The 23,967-nt window shown below is 69.0% G+C and carries 28 protein-coding genes; 24 read left to right on the top strand and 4 right to left on the bottom strand.

Features of this window, described 5'->3' with window-relative positions; translation table 11 throughout:
• From hscB to iscX, 4 genes are all read left to right on the top strand, one after another.
• On the top strand, positions 1–520 hold a 520-nt coding region (gene hscB, locus VGV13_17690; GenBank protein HEV8642925.1), incomplete at its 5' end, for a Fe-S protein assembly co-chaperone HscB.
• Positions 498–2,348: a molecular chaperone DnaK gene (gene dnaK, locus VGV13_17685; GenBank protein ID HEV8642924.1), complete on the top strand. Its 1,851-nt coding sequence runs from the start codon at positions 498–500 to the stop codon at positions 2,346–2,348. The genes hscB and dnaK, both read left to right, overlap by 23 nt.
• On the top strand, positions 2,348–2,671 hold the full coding sequence (locus VGV13_17680; protein ID HEV8642923.1) for a 2Fe-2S iron-sulfur cluster-binding protein: 324 nt from the start codon (positions 2,348–2,350) through the stop codon (positions 2,669–2,671). The genes dnaK and VGV13_17680 overlap by 1 nt, the downstream gene beginning before the upstream one ends.
• On the top strand, positions 2,671–2,871 hold the full coding sequence (gene iscX / locus VGV13_17675) for a Fe-S cluster assembly protein IscX (protein HEV8642922.1): 201 nt from the start codon (positions 2,671–2,673) through the stop codon (positions 2,869–2,871). The genes VGV13_17680 and iscX overlap by 1 nt, the downstream gene beginning before the upstream one ends.
• Positions 2,872–3,026: 155 nt before the next feature.
• On the opposite strand, the gene VGV13_17670 is transcribed toward iscX, so the two are convergent.
• From VGV13_17670 to VGV13_17660, 3 genes are read right to left on the bottom strand one after another with little or no spacing between them, the layout of a single operon-like run.
• On the bottom strand, positions 3,027–3,251 hold the full coding sequence (locus tag VGV13_17670) for a hypothetical protein (GenBank protein HEV8642921.1): 225 nt from the start codon (positions 3,249–3,251) through the stop codon (positions 3,027–3,029).
• The gene (locus VGV13_17665; GenBank protein HEV8642920.1) at positions 3,251–3,628 is read right to left on the bottom strand and encodes a hypothetical protein; all 378 of its coding nucleotides are present in this window, start codon (positions 3,626–3,628) and stop codon (positions 3,251–3,253) included. Before VGV13_17665 ends, VGV13_17670 begins: the two co-directional genes overlap by 1 nt.
• A 1-nt stretch (position 3,629) precedes the next feature.
• On the bottom strand, positions 3,630–3,953 hold the full coding sequence (locus VGV13_17660; GenBank protein HEV8642919.1) for a DsrE family protein: 324 nt from the start codon (positions 3,951–3,953) through the stop codon (positions 3,630–3,632).
• Between the two features lie 41 nt (positions 3,954–3,994).
• Here VGV13_17660 and VGV13_17655 point away from each other — a divergent pair, with 41 nt between their 5' ends.
• The 16 genes from VGV13_17655 (at position 3,995) to VGV13_17580 (ending at position 18,623) form a co-directional block, all read left to right on the top strand.
• Positions 3,995–5,152: a cysteine desulfurase family protein gene (locus VGV13_17655; GenBank protein HEV8642918.1), complete on the top strand. Its 1,158-nt coding sequence runs from the start codon at positions 3,995–3,997 to the stop codon at positions 5,150–5,152.
• Positions 5,149–5,529: an iron-sulfur cluster assembly scaffold protein gene (locus VGV13_17650; protein ID HEV8642917.1), complete on the top strand. Its 381-nt coding sequence runs from the start codon at positions 5,149–5,151 to the stop codon at positions 5,527–5,529. The genes VGV13_17655 and VGV13_17650 overlap by 4 nt, the downstream gene beginning before the upstream one ends.
• The gene (cysE, locus tag VGV13_17645; GenBank protein ID HEV8642916.1) at positions 5,522–6,187 is read left to right on the top strand and encodes a serine O-acetyltransferase; all 666 of its coding nucleotides are present in this window, start codon (positions 5,522–5,524) and stop codon (positions 6,185–6,187) included. Before VGV13_17650 ends, cysE begins: the two co-directional genes overlap by 8 nt.
• Before the next feature lie 13 nt (positions 6,188–6,200).
• Positions 6,201–6,383 carry a helix-turn-helix domain-containing protein gene (locus VGV13_17640; protein HEV8642915.1) on the top strand — a complete coding sequence of 61 codons (183 nt, stop codon included), beginning with the start codon at positions 6,201–6,203 and terminating at the stop codon, positions 6,381–6,383.
• A 123-nt stretch (positions 6,384–6,506) separates the two neighbouring features.
• Positions 6,507–7,694 carry a DNA polymerase IV gene (locus tag VGV13_17635; protein ID HEV8642914.1) on the top strand — a complete coding sequence of 396 codons (1,188 nt, stop codon included), beginning with the start codon at positions 6,507–6,509 and terminating at the stop codon, positions 7,692–7,694.
• Positions 7,695–7,740: 46 nt separating this feature from the next.
• Positions 7,741–8,934, top strand: coding sequence for an ABC transporter substrate-binding protein (locus VGV13_17630; GenBank protein HEV8642913.1), 1,194 nt, complete (start codon positions 7,741–7,743; stop codon positions 8,932–8,934).
• Positions 8,935–9,070: 136 nt separating this feature from the next.
• Positions 9,071–9,805 carry an ABC transporter ATP-binding protein gene (locus tag VGV13_17625; GenBank protein HEV8642912.1) on the top strand — a complete coding sequence of 245 codons (735 nt, stop codon included), beginning with the start codon at positions 9,071–9,073 and terminating at the stop codon, positions 9,803–9,805.
• The gene (locus VGV13_17620; GenBank protein ID HEV8642911.1) at positions 9,802–10,581 is read left to right on the top strand and encodes an ABC transporter ATP-binding protein; all 780 of its coding nucleotides are present in this window, start codon (positions 9,802–9,804) and stop codon (positions 10,579–10,581) included. The genes VGV13_17625 and VGV13_17620 overlap by 4 nt, the downstream gene beginning before the upstream one ends.
• Positions 10,581–12,386: a long-chain fatty acid--CoA ligase gene (locus VGV13_17615; protein ID HEV8642910.1), complete on the top strand. Its 1,806-nt coding sequence runs from the start codon at positions 10,581–10,583 to the stop codon at positions 12,384–12,386. Before VGV13_17620 ends, VGV13_17615 begins: the two co-directional genes overlap by 1 nt.
• 3 nt (positions 12,387–12,389) lie before the next feature.
• Positions 12,390–13,370 carry a branched-chain amino acid ABC transporter permease gene (locus VGV13_17610; protein ID HEV8642909.1) on the top strand — a complete coding sequence of 327 codons (981 nt, stop codon included), beginning with the start codon at positions 12,390–12,392 and terminating at the stop codon, positions 13,368–13,370.
• Positions 13,371–13,372: 2 nt separating this feature from the next.
• Positions 13,373–14,254 carry a branched-chain amino acid ABC transporter permease gene (locus VGV13_17605; protein HEV8642908.1) on the top strand — a complete coding sequence of 294 codons (882 nt, stop codon included), beginning with the start codon at positions 13,373–13,375 and terminating at the stop codon, positions 14,252–14,254.
• A 7-nt stretch (positions 14,255–14,261) separates the two neighbouring features.
• Entirely contained in the window at positions 14,262–15,017 is a 756-nt protein-coding gene (locus tag VGV13_17600) for a DUF455 family protein (GenBank protein HEV8642907.1), read from the top strand.
• Positions 15,018–15,579: 562 nt separating this feature from the next.
• Entirely contained in the window at positions 15,580–16,542 is a 963-nt protein-coding gene (locus VGV13_17595) for a hypothetical protein (GenBank protein ID HEV8642906.1), read from the top strand.
• On the top strand, positions 16,542–17,888 hold the full coding sequence (locus VGV13_17590; protein HEV8642905.1) for an acetyl-CoA carboxylase biotin carboxylase subunit: 1,347 nt from the start codon (positions 16,542–16,544) through the stop codon (positions 17,886–17,888). Before VGV13_17595 ends, VGV13_17590 begins: the two co-directional genes overlap by 1 nt.
• Entirely contained in the window at positions 17,881–18,096 is a 216-nt protein-coding gene (locus VGV13_17585) for a biotin/lipoyl-binding carrier protein (GenBank protein HEV8642904.1), read from the top strand. The genes VGV13_17590 and VGV13_17585 overlap by 8 nt, the downstream gene beginning before the upstream one ends.
• Positions 18,097–18,107: 11 nt before the next feature.
• Positions 18,108–18,623, top strand: coding sequence for a DinB family protein (locus VGV13_17580; protein ID HEV8642903.1), 516 nt, complete (start codon positions 18,108–18,110; stop codon positions 18,621–18,623).
• Positions 18,624–18,895: 272 nt separating this feature from the next.
• Here VGV13_17580 and VGV13_17575 read toward each other — a convergent pair whose 3' ends face one another.
• Positions 18,896–20,368: a sigma-70 family RNA polymerase sigma factor gene (locus tag VGV13_17575; GenBank protein HEV8642902.1), complete on the bottom strand. Its 1,473-nt coding sequence runs from the start codon at positions 20,366–20,368 to the stop codon at positions 18,896–18,898.
• Positions 20,369–20,620: 252 nt separating this feature from the next.
• Here VGV13_17575 and VGV13_17570 point away from each other — a divergent pair, with 252 nt between their 5' ends.
• From VGV13_17570 to VGV13_17555, 4 genes are read left to right on the top strand one after another with little or no spacing between them, the layout of a single operon-like run.
• A complete protein-coding gene (locus tag VGV13_17570; protein HEV8642901.1) occupies positions 20,621–21,073 on the top strand; it encodes a competence/damage-inducible protein A in 453 nt (150 codons plus the stop codon).
• Complete coding sequence (locus VGV13_17565) at positions 21,070–21,744, top strand: hypothetical protein (protein ID HEV8642900.1); 675 nt, start codon at positions 21,070–21,072, stop codon at positions 21,742–21,744. The genes VGV13_17570 and VGV13_17565 overlap by 4 nt, the downstream gene beginning before the upstream one ends.
• Positions 21,744–23,180, top strand: a complete 1,437-nt coding sequence (locus VGV13_17560) for a malic enzyme-like NAD(P)-binding protein (GenBank protein ID HEV8642899.1) — start codon at positions 21,744–21,746, stop codon at positions 23,178–23,180. The genes VGV13_17565 and VGV13_17560 overlap by 1 nt, the downstream gene beginning before the upstream one ends.
• Complete coding sequence (locus tag VGV13_17555; GenBank protein ID HEV8642898.1) at positions 23,177–23,896, top strand: dolichyl-phosphate beta-glucosyltransferase; 720 nt, start codon at positions 23,177–23,179, stop codon at positions 23,894–23,896. Before VGV13_17560 ends, VGV13_17555 begins: the two co-directional genes overlap by 4 nt.
• Positions 23,897–23,967 lie beyond the last annotated feature (71 nt).

Below are 23,967 nucleotides of genomic sequence, written 5' to 3'. Positions count from 1 at the left end.
CTACGACCTCAGCCGGCGCCATCATCCCGACTTCCAGCAGGCCGAGTCGCCTGAGGTCCAGGCTCGGGCACTCGAACAGTCGGCGCTCGTCAACACGGCGTATCGGACGCTCCGGGATCCGATCGCTCGGATCGAGTATCTCGTCCGGTTGGAGGAGGGACGCGAGACGCGCGAGGGGAGCCCCGTGAAGCCGAAGGCGCCGCCCGAGCTGCTCCAGGAGATGTTCGAGGTCCAGGAGATGCTCGAGGAGGCCAAGGCCGGAGGCCTCGACGCTTCGGGACGAAACGGGGTCGCTGCGGAGCGCGAGCGTCTCGCTGCCCGATGCCGCGAGGAAGAGGAGCGACTCACCGGATCGCTGGCCGCCGAGTGGGATGCCGCGCCGACGGCCGACCGACCCCGCCTCGTGACCGTGCTCAAGGACGTGCTGGCGCGACGAGCCTATCTCCGGACCGTCATCGACGATCTTGACGCGGCGCTCGCAGAGCCTGAGGACAGCGATGTCACGCATCATCGGCATTGACCTCGGCACCACCAACAGCCTCGTCGCGCACGTCGACGAGAACGGCCTGCCCCGCGTGATCCCCGACGCCGAGGGGCGGCTGCTGCTGCCTTCGGTGGTCGCGTTCACGCCCGACGGGATCCTGGTCGGCGAGGCGGCCAAGCGCCAGCTCGTGCGCCGGCCCGCGTCGACCGTGTACTCGGTCAAGCGGTTCATGGGGCGGGGGTACGAGGACGTCAAGGACGAGCTGCGCTACTTCCCGTTCACCGTGCGGCCGGCCGACGGCGTCGTGCGCCTCGCCGTGGGCGACCGCGAGGTCACGCCGCCCGAGGTGTCGGCGGTGATCTTGAAGTCGCTGAAGGAGCGGGCCGAGGCGTACTTCGGTGAGCCCATCGACAAGGCGGTCATCACCGTGCCCGCCTACTTCAACGACAGCCAGCGTCAGGCCACGCGCGATGCCGGCCGCATCGCCGGGCTCGATGTCGTGCGCATCGTGAACGAGCCCACGGCCGCGTCGCTGGCCTACGGGCTGCACCGGTTGAAGAACGGCGTGATCGCCGTCTACGACCTCGGCGGCGGAACGTTCGACATCTCGATCCTCCGGGTCAAGGACGGCATCTTCGAGGTCCTGGCCACCAACGGCAACACCCACCTGGGCGGCGACGACTTCGACCGCGTGCTCATGCTCTGGCTCCTCGAGGACATCCAGGCTCGTCATCACCGGGAGCTGGCCTGCCGCGCGGTGGACCTCGCCCATGACCACGAGGTCATGCAGGAGCTCAGGCTGGCGGCGGAGGCGGCCAAGATCCGTCTCTCCAGCGAGCAGCGGACCGCGCTGACCCTGCCCTTCGAGGATTTCACCTACCGGCGGGAGTTCACGCGGGCGGAGCTGGAGCGGCTCCTGGAGCCGCTGGTGCAGAGGACCCTCGGCCCCTGCCGGCAGGCCCTGGCCGACGCCGGCCTGGGGCCGGACCAGATGGACGAGGTCGTGCTCGTGGGAGGATCCACGCGGATACCCCTGGTGCGGCGGCGCGTGCAAGAGCTGTTCGGCAAGACACCCCACAGCCAGCTCAACCCGGACGAGGTGGTGGCGCTGGGCGCCGCGGTGCAGGCCCATATCCTGGCCGGCGGCATCACCAACATGCTGCTGCTCGACGTGACGCCGCTGTCGCTGGGCATCGAGACACTGGGCGGCGTCGTCAGTGTCCTCATCCCGCGCAACACGACGATCCCCACCAGCGCACGGGAGATGTTCACCACGTCGGTGGATGGCCAAACGGTCGTGGACATGCATGTCGTGCAGGGCGAGCGGGAGTTGGTCAAGGACTGCCGGTCGCTGGCGCGGTTCGAGCTGCGGGGCATCGACCCCATGCCGGCCGGCCTGCCCAAGATCGAGGTGACGTTCCTCATCGACGCCAACGGGATCTTGAAGACGACGGCCAAGGAGCTGCGGACCGGCAAGGCGGCCTCGATCGAGGTGAAGCCGACCTACGGCCTCAGCGAAACCGATGTCGAGCGCATGGTCGAGGAGTCGTTCCAGTACGCGGAAGCCGACGTCGAGGCGCGCATGCTCATCGAGGTGCGCAACGAGGCGGACACGGTGATGACCCACGTCCACCGGTCGCTGAAGCAGGCGGGCGACCTCGTCTCCGCCGAGGAGCGGCAGCGGATCACCGCGGCCCTGGAGGCGCTGGCGAGGGCCCGGGAGACGAGCGAGCGGGACCTGATTCGCGAAAAGACGGTCGAGCTGAACCGCACGACCGAGCACCTGGCCGAGGTCATGATGGACACCGCGCTCCGGCAGGCGCTGGGCAGCCGGCGGGCAACCGAGATCATGGAGTCTCCGTGATGGCGGTTCACAAAGTCACCTTCCTGCCGATGAACGTCACGGTGGAGGTCGATGACGAGAAGTACCCGCTGGCCGATCACGGTCTGCCCGGGTCGCTGCTCGACATCGCGCTGGCGCACGACATCCATCTCGAGCACAACTGCGGCGGCAACTGCGCGTGCACGACCTGCCACGTGGTCGTCAAGGAGGGCGAGGACAACCTCTCCGAGATGCAGCCGGACGAGGAGGACCGCCTGGACACGGCGGAGGGGCTCACCATCCATTCGCGCCTGGGCTGCCAGGCCGTGGTGCGCGGCGACGTGGTCGTGGAGGTCCCCAAATGATGAAGTGGCGGGACACCGAGGATATCGCGATCGCGCTGAGCGAGAAGTTCCCCGACACCGATCCCCTCACGGTGCGGTTCACCGACCTCCACCGGTGGGTGACGGAGCTTCCCGGATTCAGCGACGATGCCAAAGCCTCCACCGAGAGCGTTCTCGAGAAGATTCAGATGGCGTGGCTGGAGGAGTACCGGAACCGATGAGTTCTTATGGTCGGGGGTGGCAGGGTCTGTTCGACCACGAGGTCGGCGCCGGTGGTCGCTCCGCGCCGTCCCCCCGACGCGCGAGGGCGGTGGCCTCGGCGGGAACGGGTCTCACAGACCCTGCCACCCCCGGTCGGCGCGCTCTCGGCCCGCGTCTACCAGGTGATCACCTGATCGGCGTGGAAGATCAGCTCCAGCAACTGGTCGTAGGAGACGTCGTCGGGGACGCGATGAACCCGGACGCTCGCGGGCAGCGACGGGGCGGGGGCGCCGTGGAGGAGCGCCACGGTGACTTCGTCGCCGGCCTGGACCTGGCGGGCGATGGTGGCCATCGCCACCGAGGGGCGGTCGCCCTTGAGCAGGTGCAGGACGCCGGCCATCAGAAGACGATGGAGCGGCGGGCCCGGTCGGCGAGCTCGGCGATCCGGTCGCGCGTGACCACGACGACGGGATGCCCCTCGGCGTTCCAGTCGGGGTCCTTGGGAATCGCGGTCTCTTCGACGTGGAACGGAATCCCCAGCTGCTTGAGCGTGTCGCGGAACTTGGCGATGTCGTCGCCGTCGATCAGCTCCTCGGTATCGCCGTCGAGCAGGTGGACGGCGCCGTCGGTGAGGACGAAGGTGACCGCGTTTTCGCCGGAGACCACGCCCACCCCGATGCGCATTGCCTCGAACGCCCGATGGGTGACGCGCGGATCGATCGAGATGAGGACGAGGACGGGCTGGTCGTCGGACAGGTGGCCGGTTCCGCCAGACAAACTAATTCAGGGCGACGAAGCGATCGGTCCCGTTGATGATGTCCGTCAGCACGACCAGGCCGCAGTAGGTGAGGTCGGGCGAGTCCTCCAGCGGGATCCGACGCTTCTGGCACCCGTAGGCGCACACGAAGAGCTTGGCGCCGCGCCGGGGCAGCGTGCGGATGCGGGGGTCGTCGAGCGCCCGGACGCCGTCGTCGATGAGGTACAGGTACAGGCCGGCGCCTCGGTCCAGCGCCGCCTGGGCCAGCCCCACCGCGGTCCCGAGGTTCGGATGATCGGGTCCGGTGGAGAGCAGCACGCCGAATTTTTTTCTGGCCAGATCCATCGAGGCTCGAGCCTAGCACCCGGAGTGGGGGAGAGCAACCGATGACCCGGCGCGTCTACCTCGATCACAACGCCTCGACGCCGGTGCATCCGGAGGTCGTCGCCGAGATGCTGCCCTATTTCGGCGAAAGCTTCGGCAACCCGTCGAGCGTGCACGGCTTCGGCCGCGCCGCCCGCGAGGGGGTGGACACCGCCCGCGAGCGCATCGCGCGCTTCCTCCACGTGGTTCCCGACGAGATCGTCTTCACCTCCGGCGGCACCGAGTCCGACAACCTCGGGGTGAAGGGACTGGCGCTCGCCCGAGGGCGGGGGCACATCATCACCTCCCAGATCGAGCACCACGCGGTCCTCCGTACCGCTCAGGCCCTGCACGGGCAGGGCTTCGAGGTGACGTACCTGCCGGTCGACCAGTACGGCATGGTCGATCCGGACGACGTCAGGCGAGCCATCCGGCCGGACACGCTCGCCATCACCATCATGCACGCCAACAGCGAGGTGGGTACGGTCCAGCCGGTGGCCGCCATCGGCTCCATCGCCCGCGACCATGACCTTGTCTTCCACGTCGATGCCGTCCAGACGTTCGGCAAGATCCCGATCGACGTCCACGCCTTCGGCATCGACGTCATGTCTTTTTCCTCCCACAAGGTCTACGGCCCCAAGGGCGTGGCGGGCCTCTACATCCGCCGGGGTACGAAGATGGTGGCGATCCAGCACGGCGGCGAGCACGAGCGGCGCCGGCGCGCGGGGACCGAGAACGTGCCTGGCATCGTCGGCTTCGGCAAGGCGGTGGAGGTCCGGGCGCGGGAGATGCACGCGGAAGCCGAGCGGGTACGGGCGCTGCGCGACCGCCTGTGGGAGGCCCTCCGGCTCCGGGTGCCCGAGGTCCGGTTGAACGGGCACCCGACCGAGCGGCTGCCCGGGACCGACAACATCGTCTTCCGCCACGTCGAGTCCGAATCGATCGTGCTGGGGCTCGACCTGAAGGGCGTCGCCGTGTCGGCCGGCTCGGCCTGCACCTCGGGCAACATCGAGCCGTCCTACGTTCTGGTCGCGATGGGGGTGCCGATCGAGTGGGCCATGGGCGCGGTCCGGTTCTCTCTCGGGCGGTCCAACACGGCCGATGACATCGACTACGTCGTCGAGTGCGTGGAGCCGATCGTCCGCAAACTGCGGCAGGCGCTGCCGGTGGGAGCGGCGTGAGGTATAGCCAGACGCTGATCGACCACTTCCTGAATCCGCGCAACGCCGGGCTCATGCGGGAGCCCGACGGGGTGGGCGAGGACGAGTACGCGGGATGCGGCGACCTGGCCCGCTTCTTCCTCCGCGTGCGCGAGGGGCGGGCGATGGAGGTGCGCTTCCAGACGTACGGGTGCGGACCGACGATCGCGGCGGCCAGCGTGGCCAGCGAGATCATGGCCGGGCGCGCCGTGGAGGATCTGGCCCACGTCAAACCCGAGGAGATCGAGCGCGCGCTGGACGGCCTGCCCGACGACCGCAAGCATGCCGCCGACGTGGTCGCCGGCGCGCTCCGCGCCGCCGCCCGCCACTGCTTGAGCCGGCGAGGGCGCGATGTTTGACGCGATCCGACGCGACGTCAGAGCGGCGCTGGAGCGCGACCCCGCCGCGCGGTCGGCGTTCGAGGTGGTGCTGTGCTATCCGGGGGTGCACGCGCTTGCGTTCCATCGCGTGGCCCACCGCATCTGGAGCCGCGGCTGGTGCACCACCGCCCGCTTCGTCTCCCACCTCGCGCGCTTTCTGACGGGAATCGAGATCCATCCCGCCGCCAAGCTCGGGCCCGGCCTCTTCATCGACCACGGTATGGGCGTCGTCATCGGGGAGACGGCAGAGGTGGGCGAGAACGTCACATTGCTCCAGGGGGTCACGCTGGGGGGCACGAGTCTCAAGCGCGAGAAGCGTCACCCTACGCTCGGCAACAACGTCGTGGTGGGTGCAGGCGCCAAGATCATCGGCGGCTTCGTGATCGGCGCCGGCAGCCGGATCGGGGCGGGCTCCGTCGTCGTCCGCGAAGTTCCTCCCAACTCGGTTGTGGTCGGCGTGCCCGGCCGCGTAGCATACAAGGACGGTCGGCGGGTGACCGGGGAGATCGACCTCAACCAGACGGACCTGCCGGATGCGGTGAGCAAGACGATCGAGCAGCTCGTGGAGCGCATCCGCGCGCTGGAGGCCGAGGTCGAGGCCCTGCGCAAAGCGGTGGAGCCGGACAAGATCAAATGACGGGAGGCCGCTCGTGACCCCGAAGGACGTCATGACCATGCAGGAGGCGTCCGCGTACCTGGCGATGGATGAAGCGACGCTGACGCTGTTGGCGACGAAGCGTGAGATTCCCTGCCTCGAAGTCAACGGTTCCTGGGTCTTCTCGAAAAAATCGATCGACAAGTGGCGGAGCCAGCGGGACCCACGGCGCGTGTGAGTCCGCCCCCGCCTGGTCCATCCTCGGCGAGTTCGCCAAGAGCGACCGCCTCCGCCTGCACGCCCAGGCCGCGCCTGCCGGCCTCGCCCCCCCGATCGGACGGATGACCGGGTAGAGCTTCCGGTGACCGCCCGCGCGATCGCCCACATCGACATGGATGCGTTCTACGCGTCCATCGAGCAGCGGGACCGCCCCGAGCTGCGCGGCTGCCCGGTCGTGGTCGGCGCTGATCCCCGCGGGCGGGGCGTCGTCTCCACGGCCTCCTACGAGGCGCGCCGGTTCGGCGTGAAGTCGGCGATGCCGATCGGTCGCGCCGCGCGCCTGTGCCCGCAGGCCGCCTTCCTTCCCGTGGACATGGAGAAGTACCATGGCGTGTCTGCGCGGATCATGGCCATCCTGGGCGACTTCTCGCCGGTGATCGAGGCCGTGTCGGTCGACGAGGCCTTCGTCGACCTCACCGGGACCGAGCGGCTGTTCGGAAGCGGCGTCGAGGCCCTGCATCGCATCAAGGCGCGGATCCGTACGGAGACCGGCCTCACGGCCTCGGCGGGGCTGGCCGCCAACAAGTTCGTGGCCAAGGTGGCCTCCGACCTCCGCAAGCCGGACGGCCTGGTCGTGGTGGAGCCCGGGACGGAGGCGGTCTTTCTCGCCCCGCTCGGCGTCGAGCGGATCTGGGGTGTCGGACGGGTGACGGCCCGTGCGCTGGCCGCGCTCGGCGTGACGACCATCGGGCAGCTCCAGCGCCTACCCCGGGAGCATCTGGCCCGTCGCTTCGGCAAGCACGGCGAGCACCTGTACGACCTCGCCTTCGGCCGCGACGACCGCGCGCTGGAGCCCCTGGTGCCGGCGAAGTCGATGGGCGCCGAGACCACTTTCGCCGTCGACTGCCAGGACCGGGCGACGCTGCTGGACACGCTCCGGGCCCAGGCCGAGCGCGTCGCCCGCGAGCTGAGAGCCGAGCGGCTGGCGGCGGCGCGGGTGACGCTGAAGCTGAGGTTCGCCGATTTTAGAACCCTGACGCGGCGTCACTCGGGCAATCCAACGCAGGACGGGCTCGAGATCTTCCGCCGGGCGGTGGCGCTGCTGGACCGCGAGCGGCTCCTCCAGCCCGTGCGGCTGATCGGCGTGTCGGCCTCCGGGCTCGGGCCGGAGGCGGCGGGTCAGCTCCCGCTGCTCGATCCGGGCACCGTGCGCCGGGAGCGGATGGCGCGGGCTGTGGACGCGCTCACCGCGCGCTTCGGCGAGGAGGCGGTCGTACCGGCGACGCTCCTCGGCCGCCGTCGAGGGCACCGGCGCCATCCTGAGTTATAATCCCGCCCACCACGGCCGACGAGGCGCTGTCCAGGAGGATATTTGCATGAGGATCAAGGTTACGGCGCTCATCCTCGCGTTGCTGCTCGCCGCAGCGGCGCCGGCGCTTGCCCAGAAGACGCCGGGCGTCACCGACACCGAGATCGCGATCGGGCTGACCACGCCGCTCTCCGGTGTCGCCGCCGCATGGGGTAACACCGCCGTAGCCATGGAGGCCTGGGCGGAGCACGTGAATGCCCAGGGCGGGATCCATGGCCGCAAGCTCAGGGTGACGATCAAGGATGACGGGTACGTCCCGGGACGCGCTGTGGCGAACCTCACGGAGATAAAGGACAGCGTCCTGATGAACGTGGGGCTGCTGGGCTCGGCGGTGTTGAACGCGGCCAAGGACTTTCCGCACGAGAACAAGTTCCCGGTCATCAATCCGTATGGCAACCCGGCCATCTGGGCCAGGCAGCCGCGGGAAAAGCTTCGCTACGTCTTCGTGAACTATCCGGACTACGTAGACGAGGGCGAATTCCTGGTGACCCAGGCGGCCAGTCTGGTGGGAGTCAAGAAGGTCGCCGTTTTCTATCAGAATGACGACTACGGCAAGGGCGGCCTGGAGGGCGTGCGCCGCGGCGTCAAGGCGCTCGGCGGCAAAGTGGCGCTGGCAGGGGAGGTGCCGGTCGAGTTCACCGACCGCGAGCTGGGCACCCACGCGCTCAAGCTGAAAGATTCCGGGGCCGACGCGGTGATCCTCTACCCGACCATCACCCACGGCGTGAACGTGGTGAAGGAGATGGCGAAGGTCGGCTATCGTCCGAAGATCTTCGCGTCGTTTCCGCTCGGCGACCATCTCATCATGTTCCGGCTGCTGGGCAAGGAGTGGGAGGGGGCGCACTACAACGTGCTGGGCACCATCGCCGGCGAGCCCGATGCGGATCGGATCATCGACCTCGTCACCAAGATCAAGCCGGCGCTCAAGGGCAAGGAGAACACCGCGCTGGCCGGCGCCGCCGCGATGATCCTCGCCGTCGAGGGGCTCAAGCGGGCCGGGCGCAACCTCACTCGCGAATCTCTCGTCGAGGGGATGGAGTCGATCAAGAATTTCACCGCCGAGAAGCTGACAGCTCCAATCACGTTCGGACCCAACCGGCGGCACGGGCTCAACGCCGTCCGGTTGATGCGGGCCGAGAGCGCAGAGAGCAACAAGGTCGCTCAGGTCGCCGGCTACCAGATCTTCCAACCACACTTTTGATGTGGATGTCGATGCGCGGGACCGCACAAGCGAGATGACTGTACATGGGGGGGTTGAGGCAACCCCCCCATCCCCCCCCGGTCAACTGCTCGAGGTCAGGGCATCCCCCCCATACACCCCTGGTCAACTGCTGGAGGTGCGGGGTCTCTCGCTGTCGTTCGGCGGGATCACGGCGCTCCAGGACGTCGGCCTGACCATCGCCGAGGGCGAGACGCTCGCCGTCATCGGCCCCAACGGCTCCGGCAAGACCTCGCTGTTCAACTGCATCACCGGCCTCTACCGCCCGACGGCCGGGGCGATCCGGTTCCGCGGGCAGTCACTCGTCGGGCGCTCGCCCGACCACGTGACCCGGCTCGGTATCGCCCGCACCTTCCAGAACTTGCGCCTGTTTCATAACATGACCGTCCTCGACAACCTGATGGTTGGGCGCCACCTGCACTTCAAGAAGAACTTTCTGGGGGCGCTGCTGCGCCTCCGGAGTGAGGAGATCCGCCACCGGCGGCGCTGCGAGGAGATCATCGAGTTCCTCGACCTGGAGGCCGTGCGCAAGGCCCGGGTCGCCGACTGCGCGTACGGCGTCCAGAAGCGGGTGGAGCTGGGCCGCGCGCTGGCCACCGAGCCGAAGCTCCTGTTGCTCGACGAGCCGGTGTCGGGACTCACCCAGGAAGAAAAGGAGGAGTTCGCCTACCGGACCCATGAAATCCGCGGGCGCTTCTCCATCACCGTGCTCCTGGTCGAGCACGACCTGCGGGTCGCTTCCCGGCTGGCCCACCGCATGGTGGCGCTCGATCACGGCGTGAAGATCGCCGAGGGCGCGCCGCCCGAGGTCCGTCAGCATCCCGAGGTGCTCAAGGCGTATCTGGGCGAATGACGACCCCGCTGCTCGGCGTCTCCACCATCGAAACCCTCTACTTCGACCGGATCTATGCGCTCTTCGGCGTCTCGCTGGAGGTGCGGGAAGGCGAGATCTTTACGGTGCTCGGCCCCAATGGGGCGGGAAAGACGACACTGCTCCGGACGATCGCCGGACTGCTCAAGGATCAGCCCAAGAAGGGCCAGATCTTCTTCGCCGGGCGCCGGATCGATGGCCGGCCGCCGGAGGCGATCGCGCGGCTGGGTATCGTCTACGTCCCCGAGGATCGTGGGCTCTTTCGGGAGCTCACCGTCGCGGAGAATCTCGAGCTGGGGCTGTGGGGCCGGCGGGACGACGGGATCGCGAAGGACCTCGACTTCGTGTACGGGATGTTCCCGATCCTCCGGGAGCGCGCCCGGCAGCAGGCCGAGACGCTCTCGGGCGGCGAGCAGCAGATGCTCGCCCTCGGCCGGGCCATGCTGCGGCGGCCGCGGCTGCTCATGCTCGACGAGCCCTCGCTGGGCCTGGCCCCCCGCATCGCCAAGAGCGTCTACGAGGCGCTGGCGACGATCGGCCGGACGGGGACGACCATCCTGCTGGTGGAGCAGAACGCGCGCCTGGCCCTCCAGGCGGCGCACCGCGGGGCGATCCTCGAGGCCGGGCGCGTGGTGCTCGAGGGGACGACCGAGGAGTTGATGCGGAACGAGGACGTCCGCGAGGTCTACCTCGGCATCGGGGCCGCGGAGACGGCGGTCAGAGGCTGGCGGCTCTATCGCAAGAGGAGACGGTGGTGATGATCGAGACGGCGGCGCGGACACTCCCCGAGCAGTTCCTCCGGCAGGTCGAGCGTCAGGGCGATCGGCTGGCCATCCGCTACAAGGCCTACGGTATCTGGCATCGGGTCAGCTGGCGCCAGTACGGCGAGGAGGTCCTCAAGGTGGCCGCGGCGCTGCTCGCCTTCGGGCTTCGGCCGCGGGAGAACGTCGCGATCCTCGCCGACAACCGCCCCCAGTGGCTCTACTGCCACCTCGGCGTCCAGATGGCCGGGGGCGCCACCTGCGGGATCTATCCGACCTCGGCGCCGGAGCAGATCCGCTACCTCCTGGACCACTCCGAGGCCCGGCTGATCTTCGTCGAGAGCGAGGAACAGCTCGACAAGGTGCTGGCGATCGTGGGCGATACGCGAGTGGAGCGGATCGTCGTCTGGGACGCCAAGGGCCTCTGGGGCTTCACCGACGAGCGCGTCGTCTTCTGCGAGGAGTTCCTCAAGCAGGGATTGACCTTCAGCCAGGCCCAGGCGGTTACGGTGGACGAGCGGTGGCGATCGATCCAGCCCGACGACACGGCGATGATCATCTACACCTCGGGCACGACGGGGCCGCCCAAGGGCGCGATGCTCTCGCACCGGTCCATCCTCTGGCAGGCCGAGGCCACGCGCACGATCTTCGCCGCCACGCCCGACGACGAGGTGGTGTCCTATCTACCGTTCGCCCACGTCTACGAGAACCTCATCACGGTCTTCGGGGCCGTCCGGAGCGGCTACGTCGTCAACTTCGTCGAGAGTCTCGACACGCTGTTCCAGAACCTGCGCGAGGTCTCGCCCACCTACTTCGCCAGCGTGCCCCGGATCTGGGAAAAGCTGGCTTCCACCGTCGAGCTGCGCATGGCCGACTCGACGCCCCTCAAGCGAACGCTTTACCGGGCCGCCGTCGCCATCGGACGCCGTTACGCCCGGGCCAGGGCCGCGGGGCGGGTGCCGCCGGCGCTGACCGTCCTCTATCGGCTGGCGCACGGGATCGGCCTGGGGCCGCTGAAGCGGAGGCTCGGGTTCGACCGGATGCGCATCGCTCTCTGCGGGGCGGCGCCGGCGTCGCCGGAGCTGTTCGAGTACTACCACGCGCTCGGCGTTCCGCTGATCGAGGGATACGGGCTGACCGAATCGACCGGCGTGCTTTCCGTCAATCGGCTCGACCGCCCCCGTGTCGGAACGGTGGGTGAGCCGCTGCCGGGCATCGAGGTGGTCCTGGCCGACGACGGCGAGATCCTCACCCGGGGCCCCCACGTCTTCAAGGGCTACTTCAAGGACCCGGAGCTGACGGCGCGGACCGTCGATTGCGACGGCTGGCTCCACACCGGGGACGTGGGCGCCTGGGAAGACGGGCATCTCAAGATCCTGGACCGCAAGAAGGACATCCTCATCACGGCGGGGGGCAAGAACGTCACGCCCGCCTACATCGAGAACAAGCTGAAGTTCAGCCCGTACATTCAGGACGCCGTCGTCATCGGCGACGGGCGCAGGTATCTGGTGGCCCTGATCCTGATCGACGAGGACAACGTCACCAAGTTCGCCCAGGACCATCGTGTCCCCTTCACGACCTTTCAGGACCTGACTCAGAACCCCGAAGTCGTCCGACTCATCGAGGTCGAGGTCCAGAAGATGAACAAGACCTTGTCCCAGGTGGAGACGATCAAGAAGTTCGCCCTGCTGCCGCGGCGCTTCTACGAGGAGGAGGGCGACGTGACGCCGACGAAGAAGGTCAAGCGCCGCGCCATCGAGACGCGGTACGCCGAGCTGATCCAGAGCCTCTACCGGACCTGACGCGTGGATCTCGTCGAGTCCTACCGCCAGGACCTGGCGCTGGCGCGCAAGCCGGTCACCCGGACGCTCCTGGCGGTGCTGCTGGTGGCCCTGGCGGTGTTCCCCTGGGTGGCCGCCGAGCACTTCGTCTTCCTGGCGACGCTGATCGCTCTCTACTCGATCGGCGTAATGGGCCAGAACATCCTCATCGGCTACACGGGACAGATCTCCTTCGGCCAGGCCGGCTTCCTGGCCATCGGCGCCTTCGCCTTCGGGCACCTGCGGATCTGGGGCGCGCCGTTTCTGATCGCCCTGGTGGCGGCGGGCGGCGTGGCGGCACTGGCGGGCGTCATCGTGGGGTTCCCGTCGCTCCGCCTCAAGGGGCCGTATCTGGCCATCGCCACCCTGGGCTTCGGCGTCGCCGTCTACCAGATCTTCGTTAACTGGGAGGTGCTCTCCGGCGGGCGGTCGGGGCTGGCGATCGCCAAGCTGGCGCCGATGTTCGGGCTCTCCAGCCGCCGGTACGAGTACTACCTCTACGTTCTCCTCCTGGTGGGCTTCACGCTCGCCACCTACAACCTGATCTCCTCGTACGTCGGGCGCGGCTTCGCCGCCATCCGCGATTCCGACATCGCCGCCGAGGTGAACGGCGTCAACCTCACGCGCTATAAGCTGCTGGCGTTCGCCATCTCGTCCTTTTACACGGGCGTCCACGGCGCGCTCTATGCGCAGGTGCTCGGCCACATCGAGCCTCAGATCTTCAACATCGCGGAGGCCATCACGGTCTTCGTGGCCGTCATCATCGGCGGCGCCGCCTCCGTCGAGGGGTCCATTCTCGGGGCCGCCTTCGTCCTCCTCGTCCCCAAGGTCTTCGCCGACTTCCGCGAGATGGTCCCCATCGTCTACGGGGTGACGATTCTGCTAGTGTTGATCTTCGAGCCGCTCGGGCTCTACGGCCGGTGGTTGAAGGCGCGGCTCTACTTCCAGCTCTGGCCGTTCAGGTAAGAATGGAACGGCTGCTCCAGTACGCGTTGACGGGGCTCTCGGCGGGCAGCCTCTACGCCCTGGTGGCGCTGGGAATCGTCCTCATCTACCGCTCCACCCGGGTGCTCAACTTCGCCCACGGCGACATCGCGACGCTGGCCACCTTCGTGTCGTTCTCGCTGCTGACGCAGCACTACCCCTTCGTGGTAGCCCTGGCCGCCAGCCTCCTGATCGGCGCCGGGGTCGGCATCGGCTTCTACTTCGGCGTCCTCGTCCCGGCCCAGCGTCAGGGGGCCAATCTCCTGGGGATGGTGATCCTCACCCTGGGCCTGGCGCTGATCCTGCAAGGCGTGGTCGTTTACGTCTGGGGCGCCGAGCCGGTGTCCTTGCCGTTCCCCATCTCCGACACGAAGACGTACAAGGTAGGCGGGGTCATCGTCAGCCAGCTGGCGATCGCCACCATCGCCGCCGGCGTGGTCGGCAGCGCGCTGCTCTACCTGCTCGTCCAGCGGACACGGTTGGGGCTGGCGATGCGCGCGACCTCCGAAAACCTGATGGCCGCCCAGACGCTGGGCATCCCCACCCGCGTGGTGCTCGGCCTGTCGTGGGGCGTGGCCTCCGCTCTCGGCGTGGTCGCCGGCGTCTTCCTGGCCCCGGCGCTCCTCCTCGATCCCTTCTTCATGCTCGACCCCTTCCTCAAGGGGTTCGCCGCCGCGGTGCTGGGCGGGCTCAACAGCCTGCCGGGGGCGGTCCTGGGCGGCCTGCTCCTCGGCGTGGCCGAGAGCCTGGCCGGGGCCTACCTGACCATCCAGTTCAAGAACACGCTCGCGTTCCTGATCATCATCATCGTGCTGCTGCTCCGGCCGGAGGGGCTGCTGGGCAAGGAGTTTCGGGAGCGCGTATAATTTCGCCATGGAGCGGCCGATCGCCTACGACAAGCTGGCGCGCGAGGACCGCTTCGTGCGCAAGCGGGGTCGGGAGATCGCCGAGATGCGGATCGAGCAGGGCCTGCCGCCGATGGCCGACCTCGCCAGCTCGGAGTCGATCCGCGAGCGGGTGCACGGCATCCTCGTCGGCGAGCTTCAGGCCATGGAGGGGGCGGGGCGAACGGTCTGCGACTTCCCGGACGCGCCGTGGGAGTTCACCCTGGACATGGCCCGGCAGGTCTGGGACGAGTCGCGCCACGTGGAGATCTACCTGGGCCTGATGGACCACCTCGGCGGTTACGTGGGCGAGTTTCCCGAGTCGACGATCCTCTGGAGATGCGCCTGCGCCGAGGACGCGGCCGCCCGGGTCGCCGGCGTGAATCGCGGGCTCGAAGGGCTGGCCTGTGACGTCTTCAACCAGCTCGTGCACATCGCCCGCAGGATCGGCGACCCGATCATCGAGCGGGCAGTGGACTTCGTGCTCGCCGACGAGATCACGCACGTGCGCATGGGGTCGAAGTGGCTCAACGAGCTGACCAGGGGCGACCCCGAGCGCCGGCGCCGCGCGATCGAGTTTCAGGAGACGATCGACGAGCGCTTCAACCTCGCGGGCGTCCGTCTGGACGGCGACCACGAGGAGGTCGGCATCTCGATCGCGAAGGAGGCGCGCCGCCTCGCCGGCTTCACCGACGAGGAGATCGAGCGCCTCGTCCGCAGCACGCAGCGCTCCCCCGTGTACTAGTGCCGGACCTCCTGGCTTCACCATACTTCGTTCTCGGATTCACTCAGGCTCGCCTCGGGCGGAGGCCCTACGGCTTCGCACGACTGTTCGCAGGCTCGCCTCGGACGGGCGAGATTCTCTACGTCCCCTCGCCTCGGGCGCAGGGGCCCCAGCCCCTGGTCGCCCTGCCGCTCGCCCAGCGGCCCGCCGCCGTCCTGCGGCTCGCACCCCCACGCCGATCCTCACGTACGACTCGGGGTATTTCGCTCGCCTCGCGGCGCTCGTGCCTGCGGCATCTCGGCCGCCGCTCGGCTCGTACGACCTCGCCCAGGCTCGCCTCGGGCGCGCTCCGCGGCCGCCCTGCGGCTCGCATTCCCCCGTACGCTCCGGTCGGCCCTCACTCAGGCTCGCCTCGCGCGCCGGGCGCGCTGCGGCTTCGCACTCCCACCCTCGTGCCTCGTCTGGCTCGCCTTCACGCGGGCTCGCCTCGGACGCGCTTCGCCTCCGGCTCCGCGGCCGTCCTGCGGCTCGCACCACCACCACCCCGGCACGAGGTACTAGCGGCCCGCCCCCTGGCGGATCCGTGAGCGCCCATCCACTGGCCGGCGACTTCTCGGTCGAGGCCTCTGCCCGGCGGGTCCGGCACTACCGCTACGCGGAGGAGCGCGTCATGCGCACGCTCGGCGGCTGGATCGCGCTGACGCCGGAGCTGCCCGTCAAGCTCCTGTTCGGCCGGCACGTGTGGGACTGCGCCCAGCACGCCGATCTGTGGGGCCGGCGGCTCCCGGAGCTGCGCTCGCCGGCGCAGCAATCGGAGCCCGCCAACGAGCGCTTCGTGCGATTCATGGACCTGTTGGATGCGCGCGAAGGCCGTGGGGAGTCGCCCGAGCGTGTCGTGGGCGTCTACCGCGTGCTCAAGCCCCACCTGATCGCCACGTACGAGCGGCACCTGGCCGCGGCCAACCCCGTCTACGAGCCGCCGACCCGGCGTATCCTCGAGCGCTGCATCGCCGAGGAGCGTCGTCACGTCGCCGCCGGAGCCGCGGTGCTGGAGCGCCTGCTCCGCGACGACGCCTCGCGCGCGCGGGTCGTCAACTGGGAGCGCCGGCTGTACGAGGCCCTCGCCGAGGCGGGTGGCATGACGGGCGAGAGCCCGACGCCGCCGCTGGTTCTGGAGGTGGCGGGCGTCGACCCCGCGGACGATCTCGTGGTGCTCGACTCGGTCTTCGATCCCGGCGTGATCGCATCGGACCTCCGCGCCGAGGTTGACGCCCATGTCCGGGCTCTCGTCGAGGGCGACCTGCCGGCCCTGGCGGGGCAGATCGCTGCGAGCGCGCTGGCGGCGGTGCTCGCCACCTACGACGGCCTGGGCCCATCCCGCCGGGGCGACGTCGTGGCCCAGGCCCGGGTCGGCGCCCATCGATTCGTGAAGCTCCGGCTGTCGGGCCCGCGCGGCGCGACGGTGCTGCAGCTGCAGTGGCGACGCCTGGACGGAGCATGGCGGGTCGTCGAGGCGGAGCTGGTCCGCTCCGAGCCCGCGGCGTAGTGTTCCAGAAGGTGCTCGTCGCCAACCGCGGTGAGGTCGCCCGCCGCGTCTTTCGCGCGTGCCGGCGGCTCGGCGTGAAGACCGTGGCCGTCTACTCGGAGGCCGACTGCGACGCTCCCCACGTGAAAGACGCTGATGAGGCCGTGCCGATCGGGCCGGCGCCCGCGCGCCAGAGCTACCTCTCGATCGACGCGATGCTCGCCGCGGCCAGCCGCGCGGGAGCCGACGCCGTGCATCCCGGCTACGGGTTCCTTGCCGAGAACTGGCAGTTCGCCGCCGCCTGCGCGAAGGTGGGGGTGACCTTCATCGGCCCGTCGCCGGAGGTGATCCGCACGATGGGGGACAAGACCGAGGCGCGTGGGGTGATGGGCGCTGTGGGAGTGCCCGTCGTGCCCGGCAGCCCCGGCCCGGTCGCGGAAGTCGTCGAGGCCGAGCGCTTGGCTACCAACATCGGGTTTCCCCTACTGATCAAGGCGACTGCGGGCGGGGGAGGCATCGGCATGGCCCGCGTGACCAGGGCCGGCGATCTTTCGGCGGCGTTCGCCACTGCGCGGCGCCGGGCGGAGGCGGCGTTCGGCAACGGCGCGCTCTACGTGGAACGCTACCTCGAGCGGCCGCGCCACGTCGAGGTCCAGGTTTTCGGTGACGTGCGAGGCGCGCTGGTACACCTGCACGAGCGCGAGTGTTCGATCCAGCGGCGCCACCAGAAGCTGGTGGAGGAGTCCCCGGCGCCCGACCTTCCCGCGGAGACCAAGGCCGGCCTCACCGCGGCTGCGGTCACCGGGGCCCGGGCGATCGGCTACGTCAACGCGGGGACCATGGAGTTCCTGGTGGACGCGACCGGGCGCTTCTACTTCCTGGAGATGAACACGCGGCTGCAGGTCGAGCACCCGGTGACGGAAGAGGTCACCGGTGTCGATCTAGTCGTCGCCCAGCTGAGGGTCGCCGCCGGCGAGCCCCTGCCGTGGCGCCAGGAGGAGATCATCCAGCGCGGCGCCGCCATCGAATGCCGGATCTATGCCGAGGACCCCGCGAAGGGGTTTCTTCCGTCGCCGGGCACGATCACGCGCCTGGAGCTCCCCGCTGGCGAAGGTATCCGGATCGAATCCGGCGTCGCGGCGGGCAGCACCGTGTCCGTCCATTACGACCCCCTGCTCGTGAAGCTCATCGCCCGCGGCGACTGCCGGGAGCAGGCCGTCGAGCGCATGGCCAAGACCCTGGCCGAGTGCGTCATCGAAGGCGTGCAGACGACGGTGCCGTTCCTCCGGCGTGTCATGAGCCACCCCGAGTACCGCCGCGGCGCCGTCCATACCCAGATGGTCGAGCAAGGAGTGTTCAATGCCTGAGGAGATCAAGGCCCACATCACGGGGGTGGTGTTCCAGATCACCGCCAAGCCCGGCGATGTGGTGCAAGCCGGCGACCCGGTGATCGTGCTGGAGTCCATGAAGATGGAGATCCCCGTGGAGGCGCCGCGCGCCGGCCACGTCAGCGAGATCCGGGTCCACGAAGGCCAGACCGTGCAGGAGGGCGAGGTCGTCGCCATTCTCTCGTGAAGGAGCCAGCCATGAGCATCGAAATGATCCGCGGGCTCTACGACTACCACTGGTGGGCGAACCGGCGACTCTTCGACGTCGCGGCTTCGCTGGGCGAGGCGGCCGCCGGGCGGGAGGTCGGTTCGCAGTTCAGCTTTCCCACGGTCAGGCGCATGCTGGCTCACCTCTACGGCGCCGACTGGGGGTGGCTGCAGCGCTGGAAAGGCACCTCGCCCACGAAGCTCCCCGGGGACGACATTTCGAGCCTGGCGGTCCTGCGCGAACGCTGGGACGCGCTGGACAAGGAGCAGCGGGCCTTCATCGAGGGACTGACCGAAGCCGACCTCGGTCGCCTGGTAGAGTATCGGAACATCGAGGGCAAGCCGTTCCGTCTCGCGCTCTGGCCGCTGCTCCAGCACGTGGTCAACCACGCCACCCACCACCGGAGCGAGATCGCCACCATGATCACGATGATCAGCGGCTCGCCGCCCGACACGGGGATCGCGACCTACGAGCTTCTCAAGTCCGGCCAGATGACGTCACGATGATGCTGCACACTCGCGCCGGCCTCACCCGCGCGGCGCTGAGTTAACGAAACGTACGGCCGGCCGCGGCTCCCCCCCACACCGCGGGGGCGCCGCGGCCGTCGGCGAGAGGGTTCCCGGCTGAGCGCGGGGGCGGGTGGGGTACTGCAAGACCCTGCAAGACCCGTTCCCTGCGACAGAAACAGGTCTGGCGGGTAGGCGGTGCACCGCGAAGCGGAATCGAAGTCCGGCCTCGTGGTCGAGCAGTACCCCGCCCGCCCCCGCGCCCAGAGCGGCTAATTCTCGACGAACGCCCTCAGGTTTCGCCCGCGCAGCGGGTGGCGCAGCTTGCGGAGCGCCTTGGCCTCGATCTGCCGGATGCGCTCGCGCGTCACCGCGAAGCGCTTGCCGACCTCCTCCAGCGTGTGCTCCCCCTCCTCGCCGATTCCGAACCGGAGCCGGAGGATCTCCTTCTCCTTCGGGGAGAGCATGGCCAGCGCCCGCTCGACCTGGGTCGTCAGATCCTGGGTCAGCAGCGTGTCGTTGGGCGAGTCCGCCGACTTGTCCTCGAGGAAGTCGCCCAGCTCCGAGTCCTCGCCGATCGGCGTCTCCAGTGAGAGCGGCTTCCGCGACGATTCTAGGATGAGGCGGACCTTCTTCGCGGGCACGCCGGTCCGCTGAGCCAGCTCCTCGGGCGTGGGCTCGCGGCCCAACTCGTTGACCATCTGGCGGTTGACCCGCGAGATGCGGTTCAGCGTCTCGACCATGTGGACAGGAATACGGATCGTCCGCGAGTGGTCGGCGATCGCCCGGGTGATCGCCTGGCGGATCCACCACGTGGCGTACGTGGAGAACTTGAAACCGCGGCGGTACTGGAAGCGATCGACGGCCTTCATCAGGCCGATGTTGCCCTCCTGGATGAGGTCCAGGAGCGACAGGTCGCTGCCCAGATAACGCTTGGCCACGGAAACCACCAGACGGAGGTTGGCCTCCATGAGCTCCTTCTTGGCCTGGCGCACCTCACGGTCGCTCCGCTCGATCTCGCCCAGCAGCGCCTGCAGCTGCCGGCGCGGCAGCCCCGCGTCCCGCTCGAGGAGGCGCAGCTCCCGCCCCGCCGCCGCGGCCGCCTGACCCTTGCCGGCCGCCTGCGCGCCGAGCTGCCCGATCCGCTGGCAGTGGTGGCGCACGCGGGCCACGATTTCGTCGATGAGCGCCGGCTTGAGCGGCATCTCGGCGACGATCTTCTGAATCGCCTCGCGGTTGGCCGCGATCCACTTCGCATAGTTCTGCCGGGTCGCCGCGGACCGGCGCCGGTCGCGGAGCGATTCCTTGAGCCGGGCGATCTCGCGCTCCAGCCTCCGCATACGCGCGAAGGCGTTGAGCACGCGCTTGATCTCGGCAGCGTCCAGCTCCCCGCCCTCCGGCAGGACGATGACGTCGTCCGCCGGGATCTCCTGGCGCCGCAGCCGGTCGCCGACCTCCAGGAGCTCACGCAACGCCAGGGGGGTGCCGGACAGGGCTCGGCGCAGGGCGATCTGGCCGACCTCGATCCGGCGGCCGATCTCCACCTCCTGCCGCGCGCTGAGCAAGGAGACCTTGCCGATCTCCTTCAGATAGAGTCGGACAGGGTCCTCGCCCCGGGTCGGAAGCTCCGGCAGGGCCCCTTCCGGGACAGCCTCTGGCCCCTCCTCCTCGATCAGCAGCGGAGTCTCGGCGACCTCATCCTGGATGAGGGCCGTCGGCGCGACGGGCGTTGCGTCGATGGTCATCTCACGATCCGGCTCTCTGAATGTCATCGCGTCACCAACACTCGGATTTCTGATTGTTAGATGTGTCCGTGACGGAATCCGTTTCAGGGCTTCTGTGACTACAAGAACCAGGCCAAGAAGTCACAGGATTCCCTAACCCGTCGTAAATACGACACTCGCCTGGCAATCGGATTGGGTAGACTGGGTAGCGGCGTTCACGTATTCGGCCCGACTTTGCTCTGTTAAGATGAGCGGCCCGGGAGGGGGATTCCTTTGGAGGCCGAGGCCATAGCGAACTCCGCTGTCATCGCACGTCACCTCGCCGCGACCCTCCGCCAGGTCCTGGGACGTTCTGACGTCATCATCACCACCGGGGGCATCGGCCCCACGGCCGACGACATCACCCGGGAGGCGGTGGCGGCTGCCACGGACCGGGAGCTGGTGTTCTCGGAGGAGCTGATGGGCCAGATCGAGGCCTACTTCACCGCACGGGGACTCCGGCTGTCGCCCTCGAACCGCCGCCAGGCACATATCCCGGCCGGCGCGATCCCGGTGGAGAACCCGGTCGGAACGGCGCCCGCGGTCATCGTAGAGCACTACGACAGAACCGTCATCACCCTGCCGGGGGTTCCCCGGGAGATGGAGTACCTGCTCGTGAGCCGCGTCATCCCCTATCTCCGGAAGCGCCTCGGCGTCCAGGGGGAGAGAGACGGCTGCGTGTCTTGAAGACGGTCGGCCTTGGCGCGAACCGGATCGGCGAGCTCCTGGCGGACTTTATGGAGAAGGGCGCCAATCCCACGGTCGGCACGCTGGCGCACCTGGGCCAGGTGGATGTCCGCATCGCCGCCAAGGCCGACGACGCGGCGTCGGCCGAGCGTCTCATCGCGCCCGTCGAGACCGAGATCCGCGCCCGGCTGGCCGACGCCGTGTTCGGCGCCGCCGACGCGACGCTGGAGAGTGAGATCGCGGCACGCTTGAAGGCGGCGCCGGGGCGGGTGGCGCTCGTGGAGGTCGGCGGCGCCGGTGCCGCCAGCGGCCGCCTCGCGGCATCGGCGCCGGAGGCATTCGCCGGGGGCGTCGTGCTCGCCGGTTTCTCGGAGGCGGAGCGCCTGGGGCCCGACGCCCGGACGGTGGAGGGATCCGAAGAGCGGACGCGCGCCCTGGCCGCGGCCGTGGCGAAGTGGGACGGCGCCGCCGTGGGGGCGGTGAGTTGGGTCGAGCCCGTGTCCGGCACGTCGCCGCCCACCGGGCGGGCGATCGTCGCCGTCAGCGCCAACGGCGCCAATGGTGAGGCCCGTGAGTACCGCTTCGGCGGCGATCTGCCCTCCATGCGGATCTGGACGGCGACCCTGCTGCTGGATCTCATTCGCCGGACGCTGCCGGCGGAGCCGCGCTGATGGCCGTGGCGCCGAGCGCGAGTTACAGCATCACGGTCCGCGTGGAGATCCGGAACCGCCCCGGCATGCTCGGCCGCGTTGCCTCCGCCATCGGCGAGGCCGGGGGCGACATCGGCGCGGTCGACCTGGTCGAGTCGCAGCGCGATCGCGTGTTGCGCGACATCACCGTCAAGGCCAGCGACAGCGTACACGGCCAGCAGATCGTCAATCGGCTCAAGCAGATCGCCGGCGTGCGCGTCGTCAACGTCTCCGACCGCACCTTCCTGATGCACCTGGGCGGCAAGATCGAGATCCGGAACAAGGCGCCGATCCGGACCCGCGACGACCTCTCCATGGCGTATACCCCGGGCGTTGCCCGGGTGTGCCTGGCGATCCGCGAGGATCGCCGCCGGGCCTTCGCGCTCACGATCAAGCACAACACGGTGGCCGTCGTGACGGACGGTACCGCCGTGCTCGGCCTCGGAGATATCGGACCCGAGGCAGCGCTGCCCGTCATGGAAGGCAAGGCGATGCTGTTCAAGGAATTCGCGGGTGTCGATGCCTTTCCGATCTGCCTGGCGACCCGCGACGTCGACAAGATCGTGGAGACCGTGAAGCTCGTGGTGCCCGTGTTCGGCGGGATCAACCTCGAGGACATTGGGGCGCCACGCTGCTTCGAGATCGAGAACCGGCTACGGAAAGAGCTCGACGTGCCCGTGTTTCACGACGATCAGCACGGGACGGCCGTCGTGGTTCTCGCCGCCCTCTTGAACGCTCTCCGGATCGTGCGAAAGGACCTCCGCCGGTTGCGCGTGGTGGTGACGGGCGTCGGGGCGGCGGGGACCGCGACGATCAAGATCCTCCAGTCGAGCGGCGTCCGGGACATCATCGGTGTGGACGAGCACGGGACCATCCATCGGGGTCGGACCAAAGGCATGGACTTCATGAAGCGGTGGGTCGCCTCGACCACCAATCCACGGCGTGTGAAGGGTGGGCTTGCGGATGCGGTCCGGGGGGCGGATGTGTTCATCGGGCTCTCCGTGCCCGGCATCCTCCGCGCCGGCGATCTCGCGCGCATGGCGCGCAACCCGATTGTCTTCGCGATGGCCAACCCTGTCCCGGAGATCCAGCCCGAAGAGGCGGAGGGACACGTGGCCGTGATGGCGACCGGCCGCTCGGACTATCCCAACCAGATCAACAACGTCCTCTGCTTCCCGGGGTTCTTCCGCGGATTGCTCGACTCCCGGGCGCGGACGGTCAACGACGAGATGAAACTCGCCGCGGCACGCGCCATCGCGGCGTGCGTCGGGCGGAGCGAGCTCTCGGCGGAGTACATCATCCCCAGCGTCTTCAACAAGAACGTCGCGCCGGCGGTCGCCGACGGAGTCGCACGTGCCGCGCACGACACCGGACACGCTCGCCGCAGCCGTCATCCCAAGGGGGCGGAGGTGCCGTGAGCCCTCGCTGGTCCATCGTCATCCCGGCCTTCAACGAGGCGCAGCGTCTTCCGCGGTATCTCGAGGAGGTCCTCGCGTATTTTGACGGGCGGGGCGAACCGTACGAGGTCATCGTCGTCGACGACGGAAGCACCGACGAGACCGCCGCCGCCGTGCGTGCGCTCGCTCGTCAACACGGGAGCCTCTCACTCCTCGCGCTGCCCCGGAACGAGGGCAAGGGGGCCGCGGTGCGCGCGGGAATGCTCGCCGCACGCGGCGACTATCGGCTCTTCACCGACGCCGACGGCGCCACGCCGATTGGCGAATTGAAGCGCGTCGAGCCCCTGCTCATGGCCGGCGCCGGCATCGTCATCGGCTCGCGCGTCCTCGCGGACCCGGCCGTGTCCGTTGTCGCTCGCCGACATCGCGTGATCGCGGGACGACTCTTCAACTGGCTCGTGGCGCGGCTCGGGCTGCGTGGCGTCGCCGATTCCCAGTGTGGCTTCAAGGCCTTTCACGGCGCCGTGGCGAAGGAGCTCTTCGAGCCCCTCCAGACACGCGGGTTCGGGTTCGACGTGGAAGTCCTCCTGCGGGCCCAGGGGAGTGGACATCGAATCGTCGAGGTGCCCGTGAACTGGACCGACCAGCCAGGGAGCAAGGTCGGAGTCCTCATGCACGGTCCCGGGATGTTGACGCAGATCGCGCTCGCGCGGCTGCGCGCGCGAGATTCGCGATGACGCCGTCGGAACGCGCCCGTAGCGTCGAGCCGTTCCTGGCCGTCGAGGTCGCCGAGCGCGCCGCCATGCTC

The sequence above is a fragment of the Candidatus Methylomirabilota bacterium genome (assembly GCA_036001065.1).
Classification (GTDB): domain Bacteria; phylum Methylomirabilota; class Methylomirabilia; order Rokubacteriales; family CSP1-6; genus MNEF01.
The sequence above is the reverse complement of the archived record's forward strand: the minus strand, read 5'-3'. Positions and strand labels throughout refer to the sequence as shown.

Coding starts and splice junctions, on each gene's coding strand:
- dnaK (HEV8642924.1), top strand. CDS start 498: ATGTCACGCATCATCGGCATTGACCTCGGCACCACCAACAGCCTCGTC.
- VGV13_17680 (HEV8642923.1), top strand. CDS start 2,348: ATGGCGGTTCACAAAGTCACCTTCCTGCCGATGAACGTCACGGTGGAG.
- iscX (HEV8642922.1), top strand. CDS start 2,671: ATGAAGTGGCGGGACACCGAGGATATCGCGATCGCGCTGAGCGAGAAG.
- VGV13_17670 (HEV8642921.1), bottom strand. CDS start 3,251: ATGGCCGGCGTCCTGCACCTGCTCAAGGGCGACCGCCCCTCGGTGGCG.
- VGV13_17660 (HEV8642919.1), bottom strand. CDS start 3,953: ATGGATCTGGCCAGAAAAAAATTCGGCGTGCTGCTCTCCACCGGACCC.
- VGV13_17655 (HEV8642918.1), top strand. CDS start 3,995: ATGACCCGGCGCGTCTACCTCGATCACAACGCCTCGACGCCGGTGCAT.
- cysE (HEV8642916.1), top strand. CDS start 5,522: ATGTTTGACGCGATCCGACGCGACGTCAGAGCGGCGCTGGAGCGCGAC.
- VGV13_17630 (HEV8642913.1), top strand. CDS start 7,741: ATGAGGATCAAGGTTACGGCGCTCATCCTCGCGTTGCTGCTCGCCGCA.
- VGV13_17620 (HEV8642911.1), top strand. CDS start 9,802: ATGACGACCCCGCTGCTCGGCGTCTCCACCATCGAAACCCTCTACTTC.
- VGV13_17615 (HEV8642910.1), top strand. CDS start 10,581: ATGATCGAGACGGCGGCGCGGACACTCCCCGAGCAGTTCCTCCGGCAG.
- VGV13_17605 (HEV8642908.1), top strand. CDS start 13,373: ATGGAACGGCTGCTCCAGTACGCGTTGACGGGGCTCTCGGCGGGCAGC.
- VGV13_17600 (HEV8642907.1), top strand. CDS start 14,262: ATGGAGCGGCCGATCGCCTACGACAAGCTGGCGCGCGAGGACCGCTTC.
- VGV13_17585 (HEV8642904.1), top strand. CDS start 17,881: ATGCCTGAGGAGATCAAGGCCCACATCACGGGGGTGGTGTTCCAGATC.
- VGV13_17580 (HEV8642903.1), top strand. CDS start 18,108: ATGAGCATCGAAATGATCCGCGGGCTCTACGACTACCACTGGTGGGCG.
- VGV13_17575 (HEV8642902.1), bottom strand. CDS start 20,368: ATGACCATCGACGCAACGCCCGTCGCGCCGACGGCCCTCATCCAGGAT.
- VGV13_17560 (HEV8642899.1), top strand. CDS start 21,744: ATGGCCGTGGCGCCGAGCGCGAGTTACAGCATCACGGTCCGCGTGGAG.